The 20993-nt window shown below is 72.4% G+C and carries 16 protein-coding genes and 2 pseudogenes; 5 read left to right on the top strand and 13 right to left on the bottom strand.

Translation table 11 applies throughout. The features are described from left to right. Positions 1-213: 213 nt before the first annotated feature. Positions 214-840, bottom strand: a complete 627-nt coding sequence (locus tag ACLZOT_RS46520; protein WP_416975338.1) for an NUDIX domain-containing protein — start codon at positions 838-840, stop codon at positions 214-216. Positions 841-927: 87 nt separating this feature from the next. Beyond that, entirely contained in the window at positions 928-2598 is a 1671-nt protein-coding gene (locus tag ACLZOT_RS46515) for a CTP synthase (protein WP_416975337.1), read from the bottom strand. A gap of 481 nt (positions 2599-3079) precedes the next feature. Here ACLZOT_RS46515 and ACLZOT_RS46510 point away from each other — a divergent pair, with 481 nt between their 5' ends. The 3 genes from ACLZOT_RS46510 to ACLZOT_RS46500 are packed head-to-tail and all read left to right on the top strand — an operon-like array spanning position 3080 to position 7354. Next, positions 3080-4882, top strand: coding sequence for a glycoside hydrolase family 15 protein (locus ACLZOT_RS46510; RefSeq protein ID WP_416975379.1), 1803 nt, complete (start codon positions 3080-3082; stop codon positions 4880-4882). A 4-nt stretch (positions 4883-4886) separates the two neighbouring features. Further along, positions 4887-5588 (top strand): hypothetical protein, encoded by a 702-nt coding sequence (locus ACLZOT_RS46505; protein WP_416975336.1) that lies wholly within the window; start codon positions 4887-4889, stop codon positions 5586-5588. 35 nt (positions 5589-5623) lie between these two features. Then, positions 5624-7354 (top strand): PucR family transcriptional regulator, encoded by a 1731-nt coding sequence (locus tag ACLZOT_RS46500; RefSeq protein WP_416975335.1) that lies wholly within the window; start codon positions 5624-5626, stop codon positions 7352-7354. A gap of 11 nt (positions 7355-7365) precedes the next feature. Here ACLZOT_RS46500 and ACLZOT_RS46495 read toward each other — a convergent pair whose 3' ends face one another. From ACLZOT_RS46495 to ACLZOT_RS46475, 5 genes and pseudogenes are all read right to left on the bottom strand, one after another. Next, positions 7366-8490 carry a glycosyltransferase family 4 protein gene (locus ACLZOT_RS46495; RefSeq protein ID WP_416975334.1) on the bottom strand — a complete coding sequence of 375 codons (1125 nt, stop codon included), beginning with the start codon at positions 8488-8490 and terminating at the stop codon, positions 7366-7368. A gap of 309 nt (positions 8491-8799) precedes the next feature. Further along, positions 8800-10542: a DNA repair protein RecN gene (gene recN / locus ACLZOT_RS46490; protein WP_416975333.1), complete on the bottom strand. Its 1743-nt coding sequence runs from the start codon at positions 10540-10542 to the stop codon at positions 8800-8802. 212 nt (positions 10543-10754) lie between these two features. After that, the gene (locus ACLZOT_RS46485) at positions 10755-11660 is read right to left on the bottom strand and encodes an NAD kinase (protein WP_416975332.1); all 906 of its coding nucleotides are present in this window, start codon (positions 11658-11660) and stop codon (positions 10755-10757) included. Further along, positions 11657-12472: a TlyA family RNA methyltransferase gene (locus ACLZOT_RS46480; RefSeq protein ID WP_416975331.1), complete on the bottom strand. Its 816-nt coding sequence runs from the start codon at positions 12470-12472 to the stop codon at positions 11657-11659. The genes ACLZOT_RS46485 and ACLZOT_RS46480 overlap by 4 nt, the downstream gene beginning before the upstream one ends. Before the next feature lie 13 nt (positions 12473-12485). After that, a pseudogene (locus tag ACLZOT_RS46475) lies at positions 12486-12668 on the bottom strand (hypothetical protein); the annotation flags it as partial. 63 nt (positions 12669-12731) lie between these two features. Here ACLZOT_RS46475 and ACLZOT_RS46470 point away from each other — a divergent pair. After that, entirely contained in the window at positions 12732-13079 is a 348-nt protein-coding gene (locus tag ACLZOT_RS46470; RefSeq protein ID WP_416975330.1) for an SCP2 sterol-binding domain-containing protein, read from the top strand. Here ACLZOT_RS46470 and ACLZOT_RS46465 read toward each other — a convergent pair. The 4 genes from ACLZOT_RS46465 to ACLZOT_RS46450 all read right to left on the bottom strand — a co-directional run bounded on the left by ACLZOT_RS46465 (position 13063) and on the right by ACLZOT_RS46450 (position 17268). Further along, entirely contained in the window at positions 13063-13956 is an 894-nt protein-coding gene (locus ACLZOT_RS46465) for an ABC transporter ATP-binding protein (RefSeq protein ID WP_416975329.1), read from the bottom strand. The two genes, ACLZOT_RS46470 and ACLZOT_RS46465, sit on opposite strands and share 17 nt — an antisense overlap. Then, a complete protein-coding gene (locus ACLZOT_RS46460) occupies positions 13953-14969 on the bottom strand; it encodes a FecCD family ABC transporter permease (protein WP_416975378.1) in 1017 nt (338 codons plus the stop codon). The genes ACLZOT_RS46465 and ACLZOT_RS46460 overlap by 4 nt, the downstream gene beginning before the upstream one ends. An 89-nt stretch (positions 14970-15058) precedes the next feature. After that, the gene (locus ACLZOT_RS46455; protein WP_416975328.1) at positions 15059-16093 is read right to left on the bottom strand and encodes a FecCD family ABC transporter permease; all 1035 of its coding nucleotides are present in this window, start codon (positions 16091-16093) and stop codon (positions 15059-15061) included. Between the two features lie 149 nt (positions 16094-16242). Next, complete coding sequence (locus ACLZOT_RS46450; protein WP_416975327.1) at positions 16243-17268, bottom strand: HAD hydrolase-like protein; 1026 nt, start codon at positions 17266-17268, stop codon at positions 16243-16245. A 72-nt stretch (positions 17269-17340) separates the two neighbouring features. Between ACLZOT_RS46450 and ACLZOT_RS46445 the strand changes: the two genes are divergently transcribed. After that, complete coding sequence (locus ACLZOT_RS46445; RefSeq protein ID WP_416975326.1) at positions 17341-18627, top strand: DUF1015 family protein; 1287 nt, start codon at positions 17341-17343, stop codon at positions 18625-18627. Positions 18628-18703: 76 nt separating this feature from the next. Here ACLZOT_RS46445 and ACLZOT_RS46440 read toward each other — a convergent pair whose 3' ends face one another. Continuing rightward, positions 18704-19564, bottom strand: coding sequence for a tetratricopeptide repeat protein (locus ACLZOT_RS46440; RefSeq protein ID WP_416975377.1), 861 nt, complete (start codon positions 19562-19564; stop codon positions 18704-18706). A gap of 591 nt (positions 19565-20155) precedes the next feature. Continuing rightward, positions 20156-20773, bottom strand: a pseudogene (locus ACLZOT_RS46435) (RNA helicase); the annotation flags it as partial. Positions 20774-20993 lie beyond the last annotated feature (220 nt).

The following is a 20993-nucleotide window of genomic DNA, read 5'->3' as shown; positions in this document are numbered from 1 at the left end:
CCACGCTCCCGTCTCACACACGCGCAACACCGGCACGCACTCTCGGCTCACTCAACGGGAGCCTAGTTCACGCTCTGCAACCTTCTTCGCGGAGCGCGGCCATGACAGTCCCTCAGGTCCCCTGATCGGATCAGCCGATGGTCACACCGGGAACGTGAACCCCTGAGGGACCGCGGAACGATCACACGGGGTTCACGTTTGCGTCAGAAACGGTCACGCCTCGAACGGCCGGGCCAGCCACGCCGCCTCCGCCGGACGCAGCGCCCCGAGCCCGTCCCCGGCACGCGCGGCGACCAGCGACAGGACCCCCACCACCAGACAGTTGTTGTGCAGCTCCCCCGCGAGGATCCCCCGGACCAGCTCGGCGACCGGCACGCGCGCGTACTCCATGTCGGCCTCCTCGTCCTCGACCTCGAAGCGCCGCCCCTGCGCCTCGGAGAGCCCCCGCGCGAGGAAGACGCGCACGGCCTCGTCGCAGCCGCCGGGCGTGGTGTAGACGTCGGTGAGGACGTGCCAGCTCTCCGCCTTGACGTGGGCTTCCTCGTACAGCTCGCGCTGCGCCGCGTGCAGCGGGTTCTCGCCGGGGACGTCGAGCAGACCGGCCGGGATCTCCCACAGCTTCTCGCGCACGGGGTGGCGGTACTGCTTGATCAGCAGCACCCGGTCCTCGTCGTCGAGGGCGAGGACGGCGACGGAGCCGGGGTGGACCTGGTAGTCGCGGCGGACGACCGAGCCGTCCGGCATGACGACGTCATCGGTGCGCACGGACGTCTTCTTGCCGACGAAGGGGGTGTCCGTCGCCCGGATCTCCCACTCCTGCGGGGTGTCCTTGATCGTCATTGCTCTTGCCTCTCCGACGTGCGCAAACGAAAACCGGGGTGCTCCCGTTGAGCGGGAGACACCCCGGCCACCGTACAACCGGCCGTGTTACTTCGAACTCTTGGCGGCCCCTTCGACCCGCTGGCGCTCGACAGCCGCCTTCACCAGCCCGGCGAACAGCGGGTGCGGGCGCGTCGGCCGCGACCGCAGCTCCGGGTGCGCCTGCGTGGCGACCAGGTAGGGGTGGACCTCGCGCGGGTACTCGACGTACTCGACGAGCTTGCCGTCCGGGGAGGTGCCCGAGAACTGGATGCCGGCCTTCTTCTCCAGCTCCGCGCGGTAGGAGTTGTTGACCTCGTAGCGGTGGCGGTGCCGCTCCTCGACGTACTCCTTGCCGTCGTAGACCTCGCGGACGATGGAGCCCTCGGCGAGCTTCGCCGGGTACATGCCGAGCCGCATCGTGCCGCCCATGTCGCCGTCACCCGCGACGATGTCGAGCTGCTCGGCCATGGTCGAGATGACCGGGTGGGCCGTCGCCGCGTCGAACTCGGTGGAGTTGGCGTCCGGGATGTCCGCGAGGTTGCGGGCCGCCTCGATGACGATGCACTGGAGACCCAGGCAGAGCCCGAGGAGCGGTACGCGGTTCTCGCGGGCGTACTTGATCGCGCCGACCTTGCCGAGCACCCCGCGGTCGCCGAAGCCGCCGGGGATGCAGATGCCGTCCACGTCACCGAGCTGGGCGGCGGCGCCGGCCGGGGTCTTGCAGTCGTCCGACGTGACCCACTTGATCTTCACGCGGGCCTTGTTGGCGAACCCGCCCGCGCGCAGCGCCTCGGTGACCGAGAGGTAGGCGTCGGGGAGGTCGATGTACTTGCCGACCAGGGCGAGCGTGATCTCGTGGTCGGGGTTGTGGACGCGGTCCAGCAGGTCGTCCCACGTCGTCCAGTCCACGTCGCGGAACGGCAGGTCCAGCTTGCGGACGACGTACGCGTCGAGGCCCTCGCCGTGGACGGTCTTCGGGATGTCGTAGATCGAACGCGCGTCCGGGCAGGCGACGACGGCGGACTCGTCGACGTCGCACATCAGGGAGATCTTGCGCTTGATCGCGGTCGGCACCTCGCGGTCGCAGCGCAGCACGATCGCGTCGGGCTGGATGCCGATGTTGCGCAGGGCGGCCACCGAGTGCTGGGTGGGCTTGGTCTTCAGCTCACCGGACGGGCCGATGTACGGAAGGAGCGAGATGTGGACCACGAACACGTTGTCCCGGCCGACCTCGTGGCGGACCTGGCGGACCGTCTCCAGGAACGGCAGCGACTCGATGTCGCCGACCGTGCCGCCGACCTCGGTGATGACGACGTCGACCTCGTCGGTCGCCATACGGCGGATGCGGTGCTTGATCTCGTTCGTGATGTGCGGGATGACCTGGACGGTGTCGCCCAGGTACTCGCCGCGCCGCTCCTTGGCGATCACGGTGTTGTACACCTGGCCGGTGGTGACGTTGGCGCTGCCGTCGAGGTCGCGGTCGAGGAAGCGCTCGTAGTGGCCGATGTCGAGGTCGGTCTCGGCGCCGTCGTTCGTGACGAACACCTCGCCGTGCTGGAAGGGGTTCATCGTGCCGGGGTCGACGTTCAGGTACGGGTCGAGCTTCTGCATGACGACGCGCAGACCTCGGGCCTTGAGCAGCATGCCGAGGCTGGAGGCGGTCAGACCTTTGCCGAGCGAGGAAGCGACACCCCCGGTGACGAAGATGTGCTTGGTCGTCGTACTTTTGGGCGTCATAGCCAAGGGGGGGCTCCCGTGGTCGCGGTCTGGGGTCGCTGCGGTTCGGGGGTTTCGAGCCCACCGGTCCACGGGCTACCAGGGTATCAGCGCCCCGGAGAGATGGCCTCCGGCCACGCTCCGCGCACCCGCCGACACAAGTCCTTTGGTAAGGATTTCGTGTTCCTTGACGACGCTTTCACCCTGACTCACCCGTTCGGCGCAGCCCCGTTGACGCGAGCGGCACGCAGATCATCTACGTGAGCCGTATCCTGCTCAGACACTCGCTGCCGAGCCCGCCCGCTGCTTCACGGGACACCCCCGCCTGCGCACCGGAACAACGAACGCTCGTCAGCTCGTTGAGCGAAAAATGGCGTTTTGCCACAGCGCGGGACGACTGGTTTGCTTCACAACCACTCAACGACATGCATTTGACACCGACCCCTTGACCGCAAGAAGCCCCCCTCGCGGGGGTGACGTGGCCGTTCTTCTGGAGTTGCACGTGGCCGGGCGCATCGAAGACTACGCACTCATCGGAGACATGCAGACCGCCGCACTGGTCTGCCGGGACGGCACAGTCGACTGGCTGTGCCTGCCCCGCTTCGACTCGCACGCCATCTTCGCGGGCCTGCTCGGCACGGAGGATCACGGCTTCTGGCGCCTGGGCCCCGCCCACCCCGCCGAATCCGCTCCCCCGCCGGCCACCCGGCGCACCTACCGGGGCGACTCGCTGATCCTGGAGTCCGAGTGGGAGACCCCGCGCGGCACGGTCCGGGTCACCGACTTCATGCCCCCGCGCGACGGAGCGCCCCAGCTCATCCGCATCGTCGAGGGCGTCTCGGGGCGCGTGCCGATGCGCTCGGCGCTGCGCATGCGCTTCAGCTACGGCCGGATCGTCCCCTGGGTCCACAAGCACGAGGGCCGCACGGTCGCCGTCGCGGGCCCCGACTCGGTGTGGTTCGACACGACCGCACAGACGTACGGCAAGCAGCTCACGACGTACTCGGACTTCACGGTCGCGCCGGGCGACCGGATCGCGTTCACGATCTCCTGGGAGCCCTCGCACAAGCAGCCCCCGCCGCTCCCCGAGCCGGAAGCCTCGCTGGAGGCGACCGAGGAGTTCTGGCGCGAGTGGGTCGCGCAGTGCACGTACCACGGCCCCTACCGCGAGGCCGTGATCCGCTCGCTGATCACGCTGAAGGCCCTCACGTACGCCCCCACCGGCGGGATCGTCGCCGCGCCCACCACCTCCCTGCCGGAGGACATCGGCGGCGTCCGCAACTGGGACTACCGCTACACGTGGCTGCGCGACGCCGCGATCACCCTCTCCTCGCTGCTGCGCACCGGCTACCGCGACGAGGCGCGCGCCTGGCGCGAATGGCTCCTGCGGGCCGTCGCCGGCGACCCGGAGAACCTCCAGATCATGTACGGCATCGCGGGCGAGCGCGAGCTCGGCGAGGCGGAGCTGGACTGGCTGCCGGGGTACGAGAAGTCGGCGCCGGTCCGCGTCGGCAACGGCGCCGCGCACCAGCTCCAGCTCGACGTGTACGGCGAGGTCACCGAGGCCCTGCACCTCGGCCACATGACCGGCCTCGCCCGCAACGACTACGCCTCCCTGCTCCAGCTCAAGCTGATCCGCTACCTGGAGGACCACTGGAACGTGCCGGACGAGGGCATCTGGGAGGTCCGCGGCCCGCGCCGGCACTTCGTGCACTCCAAGGTGATGGCCTGGGTCGCCGTCGACCGCACGATCAAGCTCATCGAGTCCGGCGACGCGGACGGCCCCCTGGAGCGCTGGCGCGAACTGCGCGACGACATCCACCGGGACGTCTGCGAGAAGGGCTACGACAAGGAGCGCAACACCTTCACGCAGTCGTACGGCTCGAAGGAACTCGACGCCTCGCTCCTCCTGATCCCCCAGATGGGCTTCCTGCCACCCGACGACAAGCGCGTCATCGGCACCATCGAGGCCATCCAGCGCGAGCTGTCCACCTCGGACGGCTTCATCCTGCGCTACCCCACCTCCGGCGGCGACGAGGGCGTCGACGGCCTCCCCGGCGACGAGGGCGCCTTCCTGGCCTGCTCGTTCTGGATGGCGGACGACCTCGCGATGATCGGCCGGGTGGACGAGGCCCGCAAGCTCTTCGAGAAGCTCCTCGCGCTGCGCAACGACCTCGGCCTCCTCGCCGAGGAGTGGGACCCCCGCCTCAAGCGCCAGGTCGGCAACTTCCCGCAGGCGTTCAGCCACGTCCCCCTGATCGACACGGCCCTGCGCCTGACGGCATCGGGCGCGTACGGCGGCTGACACCGTGCCCGAGGACCAGGTCACCCAGCGGCTCCTGAGCCTCGCCCGCCAGGACCCCGCGATCACGGGAGCCGCCCTCACCGGCTCCCACGCCACGGACCACTCCGACGAGTGGTCCGACCTCGACCTGGTCCTCGCGGTCCACGGCGACCGCACACCGGTCGTCACGGCGTGGACGGCCCGTCTGTACTCCGATTTCGGCGCCCTCCACCACTGGGACCTCGGCACGATCCGCGTCTTCCTCCTGCCCGGCTGGACGGAGGTCGACATCACGTTCGCCCCGGAGGCGGAGTTCGGCCCACGAGGCCCGCAGTGGCGCACGCTCTTCGGGAGTACGAGGGTGCAGGAGCCGTTCGGCGACCCTGATCCGGCGCATCTGATCGGCCTCTCCTGGCATCACGCCCTGCACGCGCGCACGTGCGTGGAGCGGGGCCGGGCCTGGCAGGCCGAGCACTGGATCGGCGCACTGCGGGCCCACCTGATCACCCTCGCGTGTCTCCGGCTGGGCGTTCCCTCCGCGCACGCCAAGGGGGCACACCTCGTGGACCTTCCCCTGGAGCCGACGCTCGTACGGTCCCTGGACGCGGAGGAACTGCGCAGGGCGCTGGGGGCGGCGGTGGGGCTGCTGGTGGCGGAGGTCGGGCACTGGGACTCGGGGCTCGCGCAGCGGTTGGGGCCGGCGCTGGAGGAGCTGGTCGCCCCGTAGAGGCCATGGGCGGCGTCCCCGGGTAGCGTCCCCGTATGGACACCCCCGTCGACCACATCACCGTGCGCCGCGCCCTGGAGCTGCCCGGGCTGCGCAGGGGGCTGCCCGAGGTCCTCGCGGGGGCGGAGGCGCTGGACCGGGGGGTGCGGTGGGTGCACGCGGGTGAGGTGCCGCACATCGCCTCGCTCCTCAAGGGCGGCGAACTCCTGCTCACCACCGGGTACGGCCTCGGCACCCGCCCCGCCGAACAGCGCGCCTTCGTCCGCACCCTCGCCGAGCGGGGCATCGCCGCGCTGGTGGTCGAACTCGGGCCCCGCTTCACCCGGTTGCCCGCGGCCCTGGTCGACACGGCACGCACGACGGGACTCCCGCTGGTCCAACTCCACCGCGAGGTCGCCTTCGTGACGGTCACCGAAGAGATCCACACGGAGATCGTGAACGGGCACTACGCGCTCCTCCGACGCGCCGAGGAAGTCCACCGCCGGTGCACGGACGCGGTCCTCAGCGGCGGTGGCATCCCCCAAGTCCTCGGCATCCTCGGCGACTTCAGCGGCAACCCGGTGTTCCTGGAGACGGCCGAGGGGAGGCTCCTGTACGCGGCGGGGGCGGGGCCGGAGGGGGCGGATCCGCTCCAGGTGTGGGAACGGCTACGGGGGCCGGGGCGGGAGGCACCTTCGGGATCGGTGGTGGTGGATGTGCCGGGTGGGTACGGGGGTGGCTCGACGCCGGGGGGCGGGTGGAGCGGCGGAGGGCCGGGGGCGGGGCGGGGCGGGTCAGCGCCGGGCGTCGGGGGCTCCGGCGCCGAGGTGGTCGGGGGAGGCAGGGCCGGCTCTGGCGGAGGCGCCGGCAGCACTTCGGTGCGTGCCCGGCTCGTTCTGCTCCCCGTGCGCGCCCCCCTCGCCCCCGTTCACCGCATCGCCGCCGAGCGCGCCGCCGGCACCCTCGCGGTCGTCCTGATGCAGGCCCGCCAGGAGGAGGAGCTGGCGGCACGCGGCCGGGGCGACTTCCTCACCGACCTCGCCGAGGGACGGATCGCCGCCGAGGACGCGCCGGCCCAGGCCAGGGTGCTCGGGTTCAAGCCCGGCGCCGGGCCCCTGCTGCCGATCGTGATGCGCCTCGGCGATCCCGGGACGCTCACGGCGAGGGCGCTCGCGGAGGAACTGGCGTCCCTGGGCGTCCCGGTCCTGCTCGGCGTCCGCCCCGTCGAGGGCCGGGTCCTGGTCCTCCTGGGCCTGCGTACGGAAGGGGACCGCGGGGCGCTGGCCGACCGCGCGGCCACCGCCCTCCACGCCGGCGCGGACCGAGCGGGCACCCGGCGCCCGGGTACCCCGCCGCCGGTGATCGTCGTAGGAGTCCCCGGCACCTGGACAGCGGCGGCGGCGAGCCTCCACCACGCCACCGAGGCGGCCACAGCGGCCCAGGGCCTGCCACCCCAGCCCTGGCACGACGCCCGCCACCTGGACACGGACCTGCTGCTGTGGCGGCTACGGGACCACCCGGACCTCGCGGCGTTCGTGACGAGAGCGATCGGCACCCTCCAGTCCCACGACACCCGGGCCAAGCCGCCTCTGCTCCCCACGCTGGAAACGTACTTGGCGCACGCGGGCCGCAAGGCGGAGACGGCGAGGGAACTCCACCTGAACCGCCAGACGCTGTACAACCGCCTGGCGAAGATCGGCGAGTTGCTGGGAACGGACCTGGACGACCCGCAGACGGTGCTGACACTGAGCTTGGCTTTGAAGGCACGGAGACACGTACGCCCTTGAGGGCACACCCCCTACCCAATAGGCCGAGGCTGAGTCAACTCGTCGTAAACACTCAGCACTTGCGCCACCGTCTCATCCTCCGTGGGCCAGCTCCCCACCTGCCGCTCCCCCAACTCCCGCAACACCCTCCGCCGTTCCTCGTCCCCCAGCAACCGCACCACAGCCCCCGCCAACGCCTCCGCATCCCCCGCGGCCACCAACTCCGCCGCGTCCCCCACCAGTTCCCGCACCCCACCGGTCAACGGAGCCACCAACGGCACCCCCGCGTGCAGAGCCTCCTGCGCGAAGACGGACCGCGACTCGTCGGCTCCCGTCAGCACCGCCAGATCGGCCGCCCCCAGCAGTTCGGGAACGTCCTCCCGCCGCCCGGCGAGCAGCACCGGCAGCCCTTCCCGGTCGATCCGCCCCTGCAACTCCCCCCGCAATGGCCCCTCTCCGGCGACGACGACCAGCGGAACGGGTTCGAGGAACCGCCACCCGCGGGCCGCGTCGAGCAGCACCTCGTACCCCCGATGCCGTTCGAGCGACCCGACGGCGAGCAGCAAGGGCCGTTCCCCCACCCCGAGTTCGGCCCGCACCTTGTCCCCCGACAGCACCCCGGAGTCGCGCCGGGCCCCCGGCAGGGAGACGGCCGCGAGCCGCGCGTCCCGCGCCCCCGTGCGCCGCGCCCGGTCGACGAGGCCGGAGGTGGTCCCGAGGACGACGGTCGCCGCCTTCACGACCCGCCGCTCCAGCAGGCGCAGCAGATGCGCGCGGGCGCCCTCGGCGCGGGCCCCGTTGTGCCAGGTGACGATCAGTGGCGTACGGCGTCCGCTGAGCGCGAGGACGGCCCGGAAGGACGCGTGCAGCCCGTGCGCGTGGACGAGGTCCGCGTCGGCGCACGCGGCCCGCAGCGCGGCGACGGACCCGGGGTCGCTGCTGCGCGGCACGGGTACGTGGTCCGCGCCGGCGCCGGAGAAGTCGTAGGCGTGATCGGACTCGGAGGGGGCGCACACCGTGACCCGTACGCCCCGTGCGACGAGCCCGGCGGTCAGCGAGCGCACGTGCGCGCTGCTGCCGGCGTTGCCGCCGCCGAGCACCTGCACGGTGCGCAGCGGGGCCTGGCCCTGGGACGAAGGGCTGCTCACGTGGCTCACGCGGCCGGGGCTCCTGGTTCGGCGGGGGATGGTCACGAGGGAACGTACCGAAGGGACGTACGCGGACGCGTCCCCCGTACATTCCCGCGCGTTCCCCACCAAGGATGCCAGCACGTACGGGTGTTCCGGACCGCCCGGCATGCCCGGACCCCCGCGCCTGAACCCTCTTGTCACCCACATGAGTGACGCCGTCCGGTTACGTGCGAACAACCTCTCCACGGTTGGAGAACTTCGCACACCCGGCCGCCACAGCACCCCCGGACGACCCGCACATCACCCGAACGGCCCCCTGCGCGCGGGGGCGTACCGCTACGCGTCCGCGCGGGCCGCCGCGAGGAGTTCCTCCGCGTGCGCGCGGGCCGTCTGGGAGTCCTCCTGGCCGGCGAGCATCCGGGACAGCTCCCGGATGCGTTCCTCGCCCTCCAGGACCTTCACGCCGGAGCGGGTGACCGACCCGTCGTTGGTCTTCTCGACGAGCAGCTGCCGGTCGGCGAAGGCCGCGACCTGCGGGAGGTGGGTGACGACGACGACCTGCGCGGACTTGGCGAGCTTGGCGAGCCGCCGGCCGATCTCGACGGCCGCCTTGCCGCCGACGCCCGCGTCGACCTCGTCGAAGAGGTACGTGGGGACGGGGTCGGTGCCCGCGAACACGACCTCCACCGCGAGCATCACGCGCGACAGCTCACCGCCGGACGCGCCCTTGGCGATCGGCCGGGGCGGGGCGCCGGGGTGCGGGGCGAGCAGCAGCTCGACCTCGTCCGCGCCGGAGGGGCCGTACGCGACCGTGCGGCCGCCGACCTCGACGCCCTCGGGGTCCTCGGTCTGGCGGATCGCGAACGACACGCGCGCGTGGGGCATCGCGAGGGAGGCGAGTTCGGCGGTGACTGCGGCGGCGAAGCGGTCGGCGGCCTCGGTGCGGGCGTCGGTCAACGCCTGGGCGAGGGCGCCGAGTCCGGTGCGCAGGGCGTCGCGTTCGGCGGTGAGTTCCTCGATCCGGTCGTCGTCGGAGTCCAGTTCGGTGAGGCGGGCGGCGCTCGTCTCGGCCCACTCCAGGACGGCGTTCACGTCGGTGCCGTACTTGCGGGTCAGGGCGGTGAGGGCGGCGCGGCGCTCCTCCACGGCCGCCAGGCGCCGGGGGTCGGCGTCCAGGTCGTCGGCGTACCCGGCGAGTTCGCCCGCCACGTCGCCGAGGAGGATGCCGATCTCGCCGATGCGGTCCGCGAGGGCGGCCAGCGCCGGGTCGTGCGCGCGGACGGCCTCCAGGGCCCGCTGGGCGCCCGCGACGAGGGTCGCCGCGTCGATGCCCTCGGGGTCCTCGGGGTTGCCCGCGAGCGCGGCGTGCGCGAGGGTCGCGGCCGACGACAGCGCCTCGGCGTGCCCGAGCCGCTCGGCCTCCTCGGCGAGTTCGAGGTCCTCGCCGGCGCGGGGTTCGACCCCGGCGATCTCCTCCAGCCCGAAGCGCAGCAGGTCGGCTTCCTGCGCCCTCTCCCGCGCGCGCGTGGTGATCTCGTCCAGCTCGGCCGCGACCACCCGCAGCCGCCGGTACGCCTCGCCGTACTTGGCGAGCTGTCCGGCCACGGCGTCACCGGCGTACCGGTCGAGCGCCGCCCGCTGCCGGGTGAGCTTCAGGAGCCCTTGCTGATCGGTCTGCCCATGGACGGCGACCAGTTCGTCGGCAAGCTCGGCCAGCACCCCCACGGGCACACTCCGCCCGCCGACGTGCGCCCGCGACCTGCCTTCCGCCGAAACGGTACGGCTGATCAGCAGCGCCCCGTCGTCGAGCTCGGCCCCGGCCTCCTCGGCCCGCAGCGCCACCGAGGCCCCCGAGGGCACGGAGATCCGCCCCTCGACGACGGCCCGCTCGGCCCCGATCCGCACCAGCGCCGGATCGGCCCTTCCTCCGAGCAACAGCCCCAGACTGGTGACCACCATGGTCTTCCCGGCACCGGTCTCACCGGTCACGGCGGTGAACCCGGGCGACAGCTCGACGACCGCGTCGTCGATGACTCCGAGGGACCGTATCCGCATCTCTTCCAGCACGCAGAAGACCATACGAGGTGGGCGGGGAGAAGCGCGAGGCGCCCTTGTCACCCGGGCGGGTGGAGGTTGTGAGAACGGAGGGGCCGAGCCAGAGATCTCCGGCGAGCCCGAATCTCTCAGGGGCGCGGGGCTGCATCGATATGCGGCTCCGCCGCGTGGGCGCGACCAGCCACAGATCACCCGCACCCGCCGCCGAAGCAGCACCCCCCCCCACCACCAACCGCCTAGTGCGGCGCCCCCCGCCACCCGGAAACCGGCAGCGCGAACTTGGCCACCAACCGGTCCGTGAACGACGCATGATGCAAGCGGGCCAACCGCACCGGCACCGACCCCCGCCGGACCTCCACCCGGGCCCCCGGCGGCAGTTCGACCGTCCGCCGGCCGTCGCACCACAGCACCCCCGGCGGAACGTGCGGCAGGATCTCCACGGCCAGCACGGAATCCGGCGACGTCACCAGCGGCTTCGCGAACAGCGCGTGCGCGCTGATCGGCACCATGAGCAGCGCCTCCACCTCGGGCCACACCACGGGCCCCCCGGCGGAGAAGGCGTACGCGGTGGACCCGGTCGGCGTCGACAGGCAGATCCCGTCGCACCCGAACCCGGTGACGGGCCGCCCGTCGATCTCCAGGACGACTTCGAGCAGTTTCTCGGCGCCCGCCTTCTGCACGGCCGCCTCGTTCAGCGCCCAGTCCGTGTGGACGATGTCACCGTTGCTGTGCACGACGACGTCGACGGTCATCCGCTCCTCGACCTCGTACGCCCGCGTCACCACCCGGTCGACGACCTTGTCGAGGTCGTCGCGCTCGGCCTCCGCGAGGAACCCGACGCTCCCGAGGTTGACGCCGAGCATCGGCACCCCGGACGCCCGCGCGAACTCGGCGCCGCGCAGCAGCGTGCCGTCCCCGCCGAGGACGATGAGCAGCTCGCACCCCTCAAGGCACTGCGGGGTGGCCTCGGCGACCAGCTCGACCTCGGCCGGCAGCGGCAGATCGCGGGCCTCGTACTCCAGGACCCGCACCCCGATCCCGGACCGCAGCAGCCCCTTCACGACCAGCTCGGCGCTGCGGATGGCGGCGGGCCGCCCCGTGTGCGCGAGCAGGAAAACAGTACGACCTGAGTTCTGGGTCACCGCGGCCCCTCCGCCACTGCACGATCGACGTCGGCCGGGTCCAGGGCGGGCGCCCCGGCACGCAGCCACAGAAAGTATTCGACATTCCCGGAGGGCCCGGGCAGCGGACTCGCGGTGACCCCGTTCACCCCGAGCCCCAGTTCGGCGGCTTTCGCGGCCACCCCCCGCACGGCTTCGGCGCGCAGTTCGGGACTGCGGACGACGCCCCCGCTGCCGAGCCGTTCCTTCCCCACCTCGAACTGCGGCTTGACCATCATCACCAGATCGGCACCCGGTTTCGTGCACCGCGCCAGCGCGGGCAGCACGAGCCCGAGCGGAATGAAGGACAAGTCCCCCACGACAAGATCCACAGGCTCCCCATCGATCGCTTCAAGCGTCAACTCGCGTACGTTCGTACGGTCTTTGACGGTGACGCGTTCATCGCTCTGAAGAGACCAGGCGAGTTGTCCGTATCCGACGTCGACGGCGACGACGTGCGCGGCCCCGGCCCGCAGCAGCACATCGGTGAACCCGCCGGTGGAGGCGCCCGCGTCGAGCGCGCGCCGCCCCTCGACGACGAGCCCCCGAGGCACGAACACGGCGAGCGCGCCCGCGAGTTTGTGCCCGCCCCGGGACACGTACTCGGGATCGCCGTCGTCGGCCTGCACGACGATCGCCGCGGCCGTCTCCACCTGTGTCGCCGGTTTCGTCGCGACGGTCTTCCCGACCGTCACCCGCCCCGCCGCGATCAGCTGACTGGCGTGCTCCCGCGACCGCGCCAGCTTCCGCCGCACCAGCTCCGCGTCCAACCGTCGACGCGCGACTCCTGCCACCTGGGTCCCACTCCTAGTTCACGTACGGCGTTGCGGGCCCCGAAGGCCCCGGGCGGGCGTCGAGCGCGGTGAGCGTCTCGCGCAGCCCCCGGTGTACATCCTCGTACACCTCGACGTGCCCCTCGGTCGCGAGGTGCCCGGTGTCGGCGAGCCGGTCGAGGAGGGCGTCGACCTCGGGGTTCCCGGTGGGTGCCCGGCCGTCGGTGGCATCGTTCATGCCCCGACGCTACCCCGAGCCGCCGGTGTACCGTCGATCACGATGGCCACGATCGATGAGTGCCGTACGGCACTGGAGAAACTCGCGCAGAACATGCGCGGCGCCGACGGCGACGTACGCGAAGCCGTGTCCCTGGAGCGCACGGTGAGCTGCCGCGTCACCGACCTGGATGTCACGTTCACCGGCCGGATGACGGGCGGCGCGATCGTGGTGGACGACGTCGCGCCCGGCCCGCCCGCCGAGAAGGCGCAGATCCGCCTCACCATGACCGGCGACGACCTGGTCGCCATGGTGGCCGGCGAGCTGAACTTCGCGAAGGCGTGGGGCTCGGGCCGGGTGAAGCTGGAGGCGGGCTTCCGCGACCTGCTGAGCCTCAGGAAGCTGCTGTAGCGGACTTCGTACGGGCCTGGCGGGCGGCCGGCACCACCAGCGGCGTCCCGGTCTCGGGGTCGTCGATGACCTGGCAGCGCAGCCCGAACACCTCCTCCACGAGCCCGGCGGTGACGATGTCGCCCGGGGCGCCCTCGGCGACGACCCGGCCCTCCTTGAGGGCGATCAGGTGGGTGGCGTAGCGGGCGGCGTGGTTGAGGTCGTGCAGGACGGCGACGAGCGTACGGCCCTGCTCCTCGTGGAGCTGCGCGCACAGGTCGAGCACGTCGATCTGGTGCTGGATGTCGAGGTAGGTCGTCGGCTCGTCGAGCAGCAGCAGCGGCGTCTGCTGGGCGAGCGCCATCGCGATCCACACGCGCTGCCGCTGCCCGCCGGACAGCTCGTCGACGTACCGGTCCGCGAGCCGCGCGACGCCGGTCTGCTCCATCGACTCCTGTACGACGCGCTCGTCCTCGGTGGACCACTGGCGCAGGATGCCCTGGTGGGGGTAGCGGCCCCGGCCGACGAGGTCGCCGACGGTGATCCCGTCGGGCGCGATCGACGACTGCGGGAGCAGGCCGAGGGTGCGGGCGACCTTCTTCGCGGGCATCGACTGGATGACCTGCCCGTCGAGCAGCACGCGGCCCTGCTGGGGCTTCAGCATCCGGGAGAGGGCGCGCAGGAGCGTGGACTTGCCGCAGGCGTTGGGGCCGACGATGACCGTGAACGACCGGTCGGGTATCTCCACGGAGAGCTGTTCGGCGATGACCCGCTGGTCGTAGGCGAGGGTGACGTTCTCGGCGGAGAGGCGGTTCACGGTGTTCCTTGGGGGGTGTGGGGTGCCGGGGACGGCGGCCTGGTGCGGGGCGGGGAGTTCATGGTCGTACGATCCGCTCATATCCGACCTGCCTTCCGTTCGGTGACCAGCAGCCACAGCAGGTACACCCCACCGAGCACCCCCGTGACCACGCCGACCGGCAACTGGCCGTCCCCGAACAGGCGTTGGGACGCCCAGTCGGCGGTGACCAGGAGGGCCGCGCCCATGCACAGGGACGGGACGAGGTTCGGGCCCGGGGAGCGGGTGAGGCGGCGGGCGAGCTGCGGCGCGGTGAGCGCCACGAAGCTGACGGGACCGGCGGCCGCGGTCGCGGCGGCGGTCAGCAGGACGGCGGACACCATCAGCAGCATCCGTACGCGTTCCACCCGCACCCCGAGCGCGTTCGAGACGTCGTCGCCCATCTCCATCATCCGCAGCCCGCGCGCATTGGCCAGCGCGACCGGCACCAGCGCACAGACCAGCGCGAGCAGCGGCCAGACCTGCTTCCAGTCCCGCCCGTCGAGCGTCCCGGTCATCCAGACGACGGCCCGCGCGGCGTCCACGATGTCGGCCTTGGTGATGAGGTAGCCGTTGACCGCGCTCGCCACGGCCGAGACGCCGATCCCGACGAGGACGAGCCGGTAGCCGTGCACGCCCCGCTTCCAGGCCAGCAGATAGATCAGCGCGCCGGTGACGAGCCCGCCGGCCAGCGCGCCCAGGGTGACCTGCGCGGTGGACCCGGAGAACAGCACGATCATGATCAGCGCCCCGGCGGTCGCCCCCTGGCTGAGCCCGAGGACGTCGGGGCTGCCGAGCGGGTTGCGCGACACGGCCTGGAACAGCGCCCCGCCGAGTCCGAGCGACGCCCCGACCAGGAGGCCGACCAGGACACGCGGCAGCCGCAGGTCGTTGACGATGAACTCCTGGCTCGGACTCCCGTCCCCGAACAGCACTTTGAGCACGTCGGAGGCGGGGATGGGGAAGTCGCCGGTACCGATGAGGACGACGCTCGCGGTGAGCGCGGCGAGGAGGAGGGCGAGGGTGACGGTGAGGGCGCGGGGGTCGAGGCGGAGGGAGAGGCGGCCGGTGCGCAGGGCGCGGGGAGCGCGGGTCGCGTGTGGGGCGCGCGAGGCCCGAGGTGTGCGCGGGGCGCGGGGCGTGCGGTTCTTGAGGGTCGTCGTCTTCACAGCTGGGCCGCCCTCCGCCGCCGTACGAGAAAGATGAACACCGGCCCGCCGACGACCGCCGTGACGATGCCGACCTGCACCTCGGAGGGCCGGGCGACGACCCGCCCGAGCACGTCGGAGCCCAGCAGCAGCACGGGCGACAGGATCGCCGCGTACGGCATGATCCAGCGCAGGTCGGGGCCGGTGAACGAGCGCACGACATGCGGGACCATCAGGCCGACGAACGCGATCGGACCGCAGGCCGCCGTGGCCGCCCCGCACAGCACGGTCGCCGCCAGCATCGACAGCGCGCGCGTGCGGCCCAGATGCGCGCCGAGGGCTGTTGCCGTGTCGTCGCCCATCGCCACGGCGTTGAGGGGGCGGGCGAGCGCGAAGGCGAGGAGGGTGCCGACGGCGAGGAAGGGGAGGACTTGCAGAATCGTCTCGTCAGAGGCGCCGGAGAGCGAGCCGACCGTCCAGAACCGCATCCGGGCGAGCGCCGCGTCGTCCATGATCATGACGGCCTGGAGGTAGCCGTACAGGGCCGCCGTGATGGCCGTGCCGGCGAGCGCGAGCCGTACCGGGGTCGCGCCCCGGCTGCCGCCCAGGAACCAGACCAGCGCGCCGACCGCCGCCGCGCCGAGGAACGCGAACCACACATAGCCGCTGAGGCTGGTGACGCCGAGGAAGGTGATCGCGGTGACGACGGCCGCCGAGGCGCCCGCGTTGATGCCGAGCAGGCCCGGGTCGGCCAGCGGGTTGCGGGTCAGCGCCTGGAGGACGGCTCCGGCGAGCCCGAGCGCGGCGCCGGCCAGCACTCCGAGGAGCGTGCGCGAGAGGCGGTCGCCGACGACGACGTCCGCGTAGTTCCCGGAGTCCTGGAAGAGGCCGTGCCACACCTGCTCCAGGGACAGTTCCTTCGCCCCGATGGCGATGCTCGCGACGGCGACCGCCGCGAGGAGCACCGCCGAGACCACGAGCCCTAGGGAGCGGGGCCCTCGCCCGCTGCGGGGTGGGGAGACCGCCTGTTCCGGAACACTGTCGACCAACACGGAGGTTAGGTTAGCCTACCCTGCCATGCGCTCCCGGGGGCTGGTGGCGGAAGGTGGCTGGTGGGAGGGGTGGCGGGGACAACTGGGAGGGTGGCGGGGGCGTCGCGCCTGCCTGCGAGGCGCCTTCTCGTCCGCCCGGTGACCGTGTCTCAGAGGCCCAGCCGTGCCAGCGCCTTGCCCCCGTCCAGCTCGCAGGAGCCCTCGCCGGCCGCCGTCCAGGCCGCCGCGCACAGGGCCCGCAGGCCGTCCAGCTCGTCGCCCTCGCCGGTGAGTTCGAGGGTCTCGCCGGCCGTCGCCGTCCAGCCTCCGCAACGGAAGCCCGGCCCGTCCGCGACGACCTCCGGCTGGCCCGTGAGGAGCCCGCGCAGGTCCCGGTCCACGTACGTCGGCCGGTGCTGCGGGGGCGCGGCAAGAAGCTGCGCGCCGTCCGTGACGCCGGTCAGGACCAGGAGGGAGTCCACCTCGCCGTTGAACGCGCCCTCGATGTCCGTGTCGAGGCGGTCCCCCACCACCAACGGCCGCTCCGCGCCCGTCCGCAGGATCGTCTCCCGGTGCATCGGGGGCAGCGGCTTGCCCGCCACCTGCGGCTCCGCGCCGGTCGCGATCCGCACGACCTGGACGGCCGCGCCGTTCCCCGGCGCGATCCCGCGCCCGCTCGGGATCGTCAGGTCCGTGTTCGACGCGAACCACGGCACCCCACGCGCGACCGCGTACGACGCCTCCGCGAACCGCCCCCAGGGCAGCTCCGGCCCGCCGTACCCCTGCACGACCGCCGCCGGGTCGTCGTCCGCCGACTCGACCGGCACGAGCCCGCGCTCGCGCAGCGCGACCCGCAGCCCCTCGCCGCCGATGACCAGCACGCGCGCGCCCGCGGGCACCTGCTCGCTGATCAGCCGGGCGACGGCCTGCGCGGACGTGATGACGTCCTCGGGCGCTGTGTCGATCCCCAGCTCGGTCAGGTGATCGGCGACCGTGTCCGGCGTCCTGAGCGCGTTGTTCGTGACATACGCCAGGCGCATGCCCCCCGCGCGGGCGCTGTGCAGCGACTCGACCGCGTACGCGATCGCGTTCCCACCCGCGTACACCACCCCGTCAAGATCGAGCAGCGCTGTGTCGTACGCCTCGCTCAGGGCCTGCTCACTGCCGTCCGGAACCCTCCGCACGCCCTGCCCCATACCCCACGCTCCTCGTTCGCTCGCCTTTCCTCCGATCATCCCCCATGCCACTGACAGCCGTACGATGCCCTGATGAACACAGCAGGTCACTCGCAGGCAACGGCGCCCCGAGGTCTGGAACTCACCCCGTTCCGAGGACTTCGCTACGACCCCGACCGGGTCGGCGGGCTCGCCGCGGTCACCTCACCGCCGTACGACGTCGTCGTCCGCCCTGACGGTCTGCACGAGCTCCACGACGCCGACCCGCACAACATCGTCCGCCTGATCCTCCCGCAGGCCACCACCCCGGCCGCCCGGAACGACCAGGCCGCCGCGACCCTGCGCGAGTGGCTCACCGAGGGCATCCTCACCCCGGACCCCTACCCGGCCCTGTACGTCTACGAGCAGCGCCACGCGGACGGCATGCTCCAGCGCGGCCTGATCGGCACCCTGCGCGTCTCCGAACCCGCCGAGGGCGTCGTCCTGCCGCACGAGGACGTCATGCCGCACGTCGTCGCCGACCGCGCGGCCCTCATGCGCGCGACCCAGGCCAACCTGGAACCGCTGCTGCTCACCTACCGGGGCGACGGCGGCACGGCAGCGGACCTCGTCGAGCGCACGGCGGCCCGCCCGCCCCTGCTCGCGACCACCACGGACGACGGCTACCACCACCGCCTGTGGCAGATCACCGACCCCGCCGAGGTCGCAGGCGTCCAGGCCGACCTGGCCCGCCACCAGGCCCTCATCGCCGACGGCCACCACCGCTGGGCGACGTACCGCATGCTCCGCGCGGAACACCCCTCCCCCGGCCCCTGGGACCACGGGCTGGTCCTCCTCGTCGACACGGCCCGCTACCCCCTGCGCGTGCGCGCGATCCACCGCTACCTGCCGGGACTGCCTATCGGCGAGGCGCTGGCCGCCCTGGAGGGCCACTTCCGGGTACGACGCCTGGAGGGCGCTCTCCCGGAGGCCCTGGAGACCCTCGCGGACGCCGCGTGCGCGGGGAACGCGTACCTCCTCGCCGGGGACGGCGGGTTGTGGCTGGTCGACCGGCCCGATCCGGGACTGCTGGCACGCACCGTCCCCACCGGGCATCCGACCGCCTGGCGCACACTCGACGCGACCGTCCTGCACGCGACGCTCCTCGCCGCCGTCTGGGACATCCCCGAGGATGATCCCGCGCGCGTGGCGTACATCCACGACACGGAGGCGACGGTCCGCAAGGCCGAGCGGGACGGGGGGACTGCGGTCCTGCTGCATCCCGTGCGCGAGGAGATCGTGCGGGAACTGGCCCGGCAGGGAGTGACGATGCCCAGGAAGTCGACGTCGTTCGGGCCGAAGCCGGCTACGGGGCTGGTGCTGCGCGCGGTGGATCTGTAAGGGCACGCCCTGCAACGAAGGCACTCCATAGACAAAATGGGCCCCCTCTTTAAAAGAGGAGGCCCATTTTCGGTCGTCAGGCGTTGTCGGCGGAGTCCTTGTCGTCGGAGTCCTTCTTGACGGCCGGCTCGGCCGCTACGGCCTCGTCCTCGGCGTCCTCATCGTCCTCGTCGTCGAGTTCTTCCTCGACGTCGTCGATGTCCTCGTCCTCCTCGGCGTCCTGCGCCTCAGGGGTCTCGGCGACCTCGGCGTCGTCCTCCACCATGGCGTCCACGAACTCCACGCCGTCCATCTCGGCCAGGCGGTCGGAGGCGTCGGTGCTGCCGTCGCGGTCCGCCTCTACGGCCTTCGCGAACCACTCGCGCGCCTCGTCCACGCGGTCGGCCGCGAGGAGCGCGTCCGCGTACGCGTACCGCAGGCGCGCGGTCCACGGCTGGACCGAGTTGGACGCCAGCTCGGGGCTCTGCAGCGTCACGATCGCCGCGTCGAGCTGGCCCATGTCACGCCGGGCACCCGCCGCGACGAGCCGCATCTCGACCTGGCCGGCCTTGTCGAGCTTGTGGACCTCCGGGGCGCCGGCCATGTCCAACGCCTTCTCCGGCCGCCCGAGCCCACGCTCGCAGTCGGCCATCACCGGCCACAGCTCCGTGTTCCCGGTCATCCGCCGGGCCGCCCGGAACTCGGCCAGCGCCTCGCTGTACTTCTGGTTCGCGTACGCCGCGAAACCGGCCGCCTCCCGCACAGCGGCGACCCTCGACGCCAGTCGCAGGGCGACCTTCGAGTAGCCGTACGCCTTCTCCGGCTCCTCGTCGATCAGCCGCGCCACCATCACCAGGTTCCTGGCGACGTCCTCCGCGAGCCCCTTCGGCAGGCTCAGCAGCTCCTGCCGTACGTCCTTGTCGATCTCGTCGCCCGTGACGTCGTCCGGGATCGGCAGGCGCTTGATCGGCTCGCGGTCGCGGTCACGGTGGTCACGGTCCCGGTCGCGGTCCCGGTCGTCCCGGCGGAAACCGCCACGGCGGTCGTCACGCCGGTCGTCACGCCGGTCGTCACGTCCGCGGAAGCCGCCGCCGGGGCGCCCGCCCCGGTCGTCGCGACGGGGGCCGCCGTAGCTGCCCCGGCCGCTGTCGCGGCGGTCGTTGTCCTGGCGGAAGGAGGGGCGGTCGTCGCGGCGGTCGTTGTCGCGGCGGAACGACGGCCGGTCGTCGCGACGGTCGCCTCCGCCCTGGGGACGGTCGTCGCGGCGGTAGCCGCCGCGGTCGTTGTCCCGGCGGTCGTCGCGCTGGAACGCGGGACGGCCACCCCGGTCGTCACGCCGGCCGTAGCTCCCACGGTCGCCCTGCGGACGGTCGTCCCGACGGTCATCCCGACGGAAACCACCACGGTCGTCGTCTCGGCGGAAGGAGGGACGGTCGTTGTCGCGACGGTCGCCTCGGTCGTCGCGGCGGAACCCGCCACGGTCGTTGTCCCGGCGGTCGTCCCTGCGGTCGTCGCGCCGGTCGTTGTCCCTGCGGAAGGACGGACGGTCGTCGTCGCGGCGGAACGACGGGCGGTCGTCACGCCGGCCGTAGCTCCCACGGTCGCCCTGCGGACGGTCGTCGCGGCGGAAGCCGCCGCGGTCGTTGTCACGCCGGTCGTTGTCACGCCGGAAGGGCGGACGGTCGTTGTCCCGGCGGAAGGAGGGGCGGTCGTCGCGGCGGTCGTTGTCGCGGCGGAACGACGGCCGGTCGTCGCGACGGTCGCCTCCGCCCTGGGGACGGTCGTCGCGGCGGTAGCCGCCGCGGTCGTTGTCCCGGCGGTCGTCGCGCTGGAACGCGGGACGGCCACCCCGGTCGTCACGCCGGCCGTAGCTCCCACGGTCACCCTGCGGACGGTCGTCCCGACGGTCATCCCGACGGAAACCACCACGGTCGTCGTCACGACGGAACGACGGACGGTCGTCACGCCGGCCGTACCCGCCACGGTCGCCCTGCGGACGGTCGTCGCGGCGGTCGCCCCGGCCACCGTCACGGCGGTCGTCGCGCCGGTCATTGTCCCGGCGGAACCCACCCCGGTCACCCCGATCGCCCCGGCCGCTGTCGCGTCGGTCGTCACGGCGGAAACCGCCACGATCGCCGCGCTCACCACGGTCGTTGCGGTCCCCACTGTCCCGTCGCCGCTGGTCGCGCTCCGGTCGGTCGTCGGGAGAGTTGGTGGACATGGGTGACTCCTGTCTTCGGTACCTCAAGCATTGTAAAAACAAAAGGACCCCTGGTCCCAGCTGAACGCTGGGACCAGGGGTCCTCCAAAGATTGTTCGGCGGCGTCCTACTCTCCCACAGGGTCCCCCCTGCAGTACCATCGGCGCTGTAAGGCTTAGCTTCCGGG

The sequence above is a fragment of the Streptomyces sp. 4F14 genome (genome assembly GCF_048159485.1).
Lineage (GTDB): Bacteria > Actinomycetota > Actinomycetes > Streptomycetales > Streptomycetaceae > Streptomyces.
This window is presented reverse-complemented; position numbering and strand designations above follow the sequence as displayed.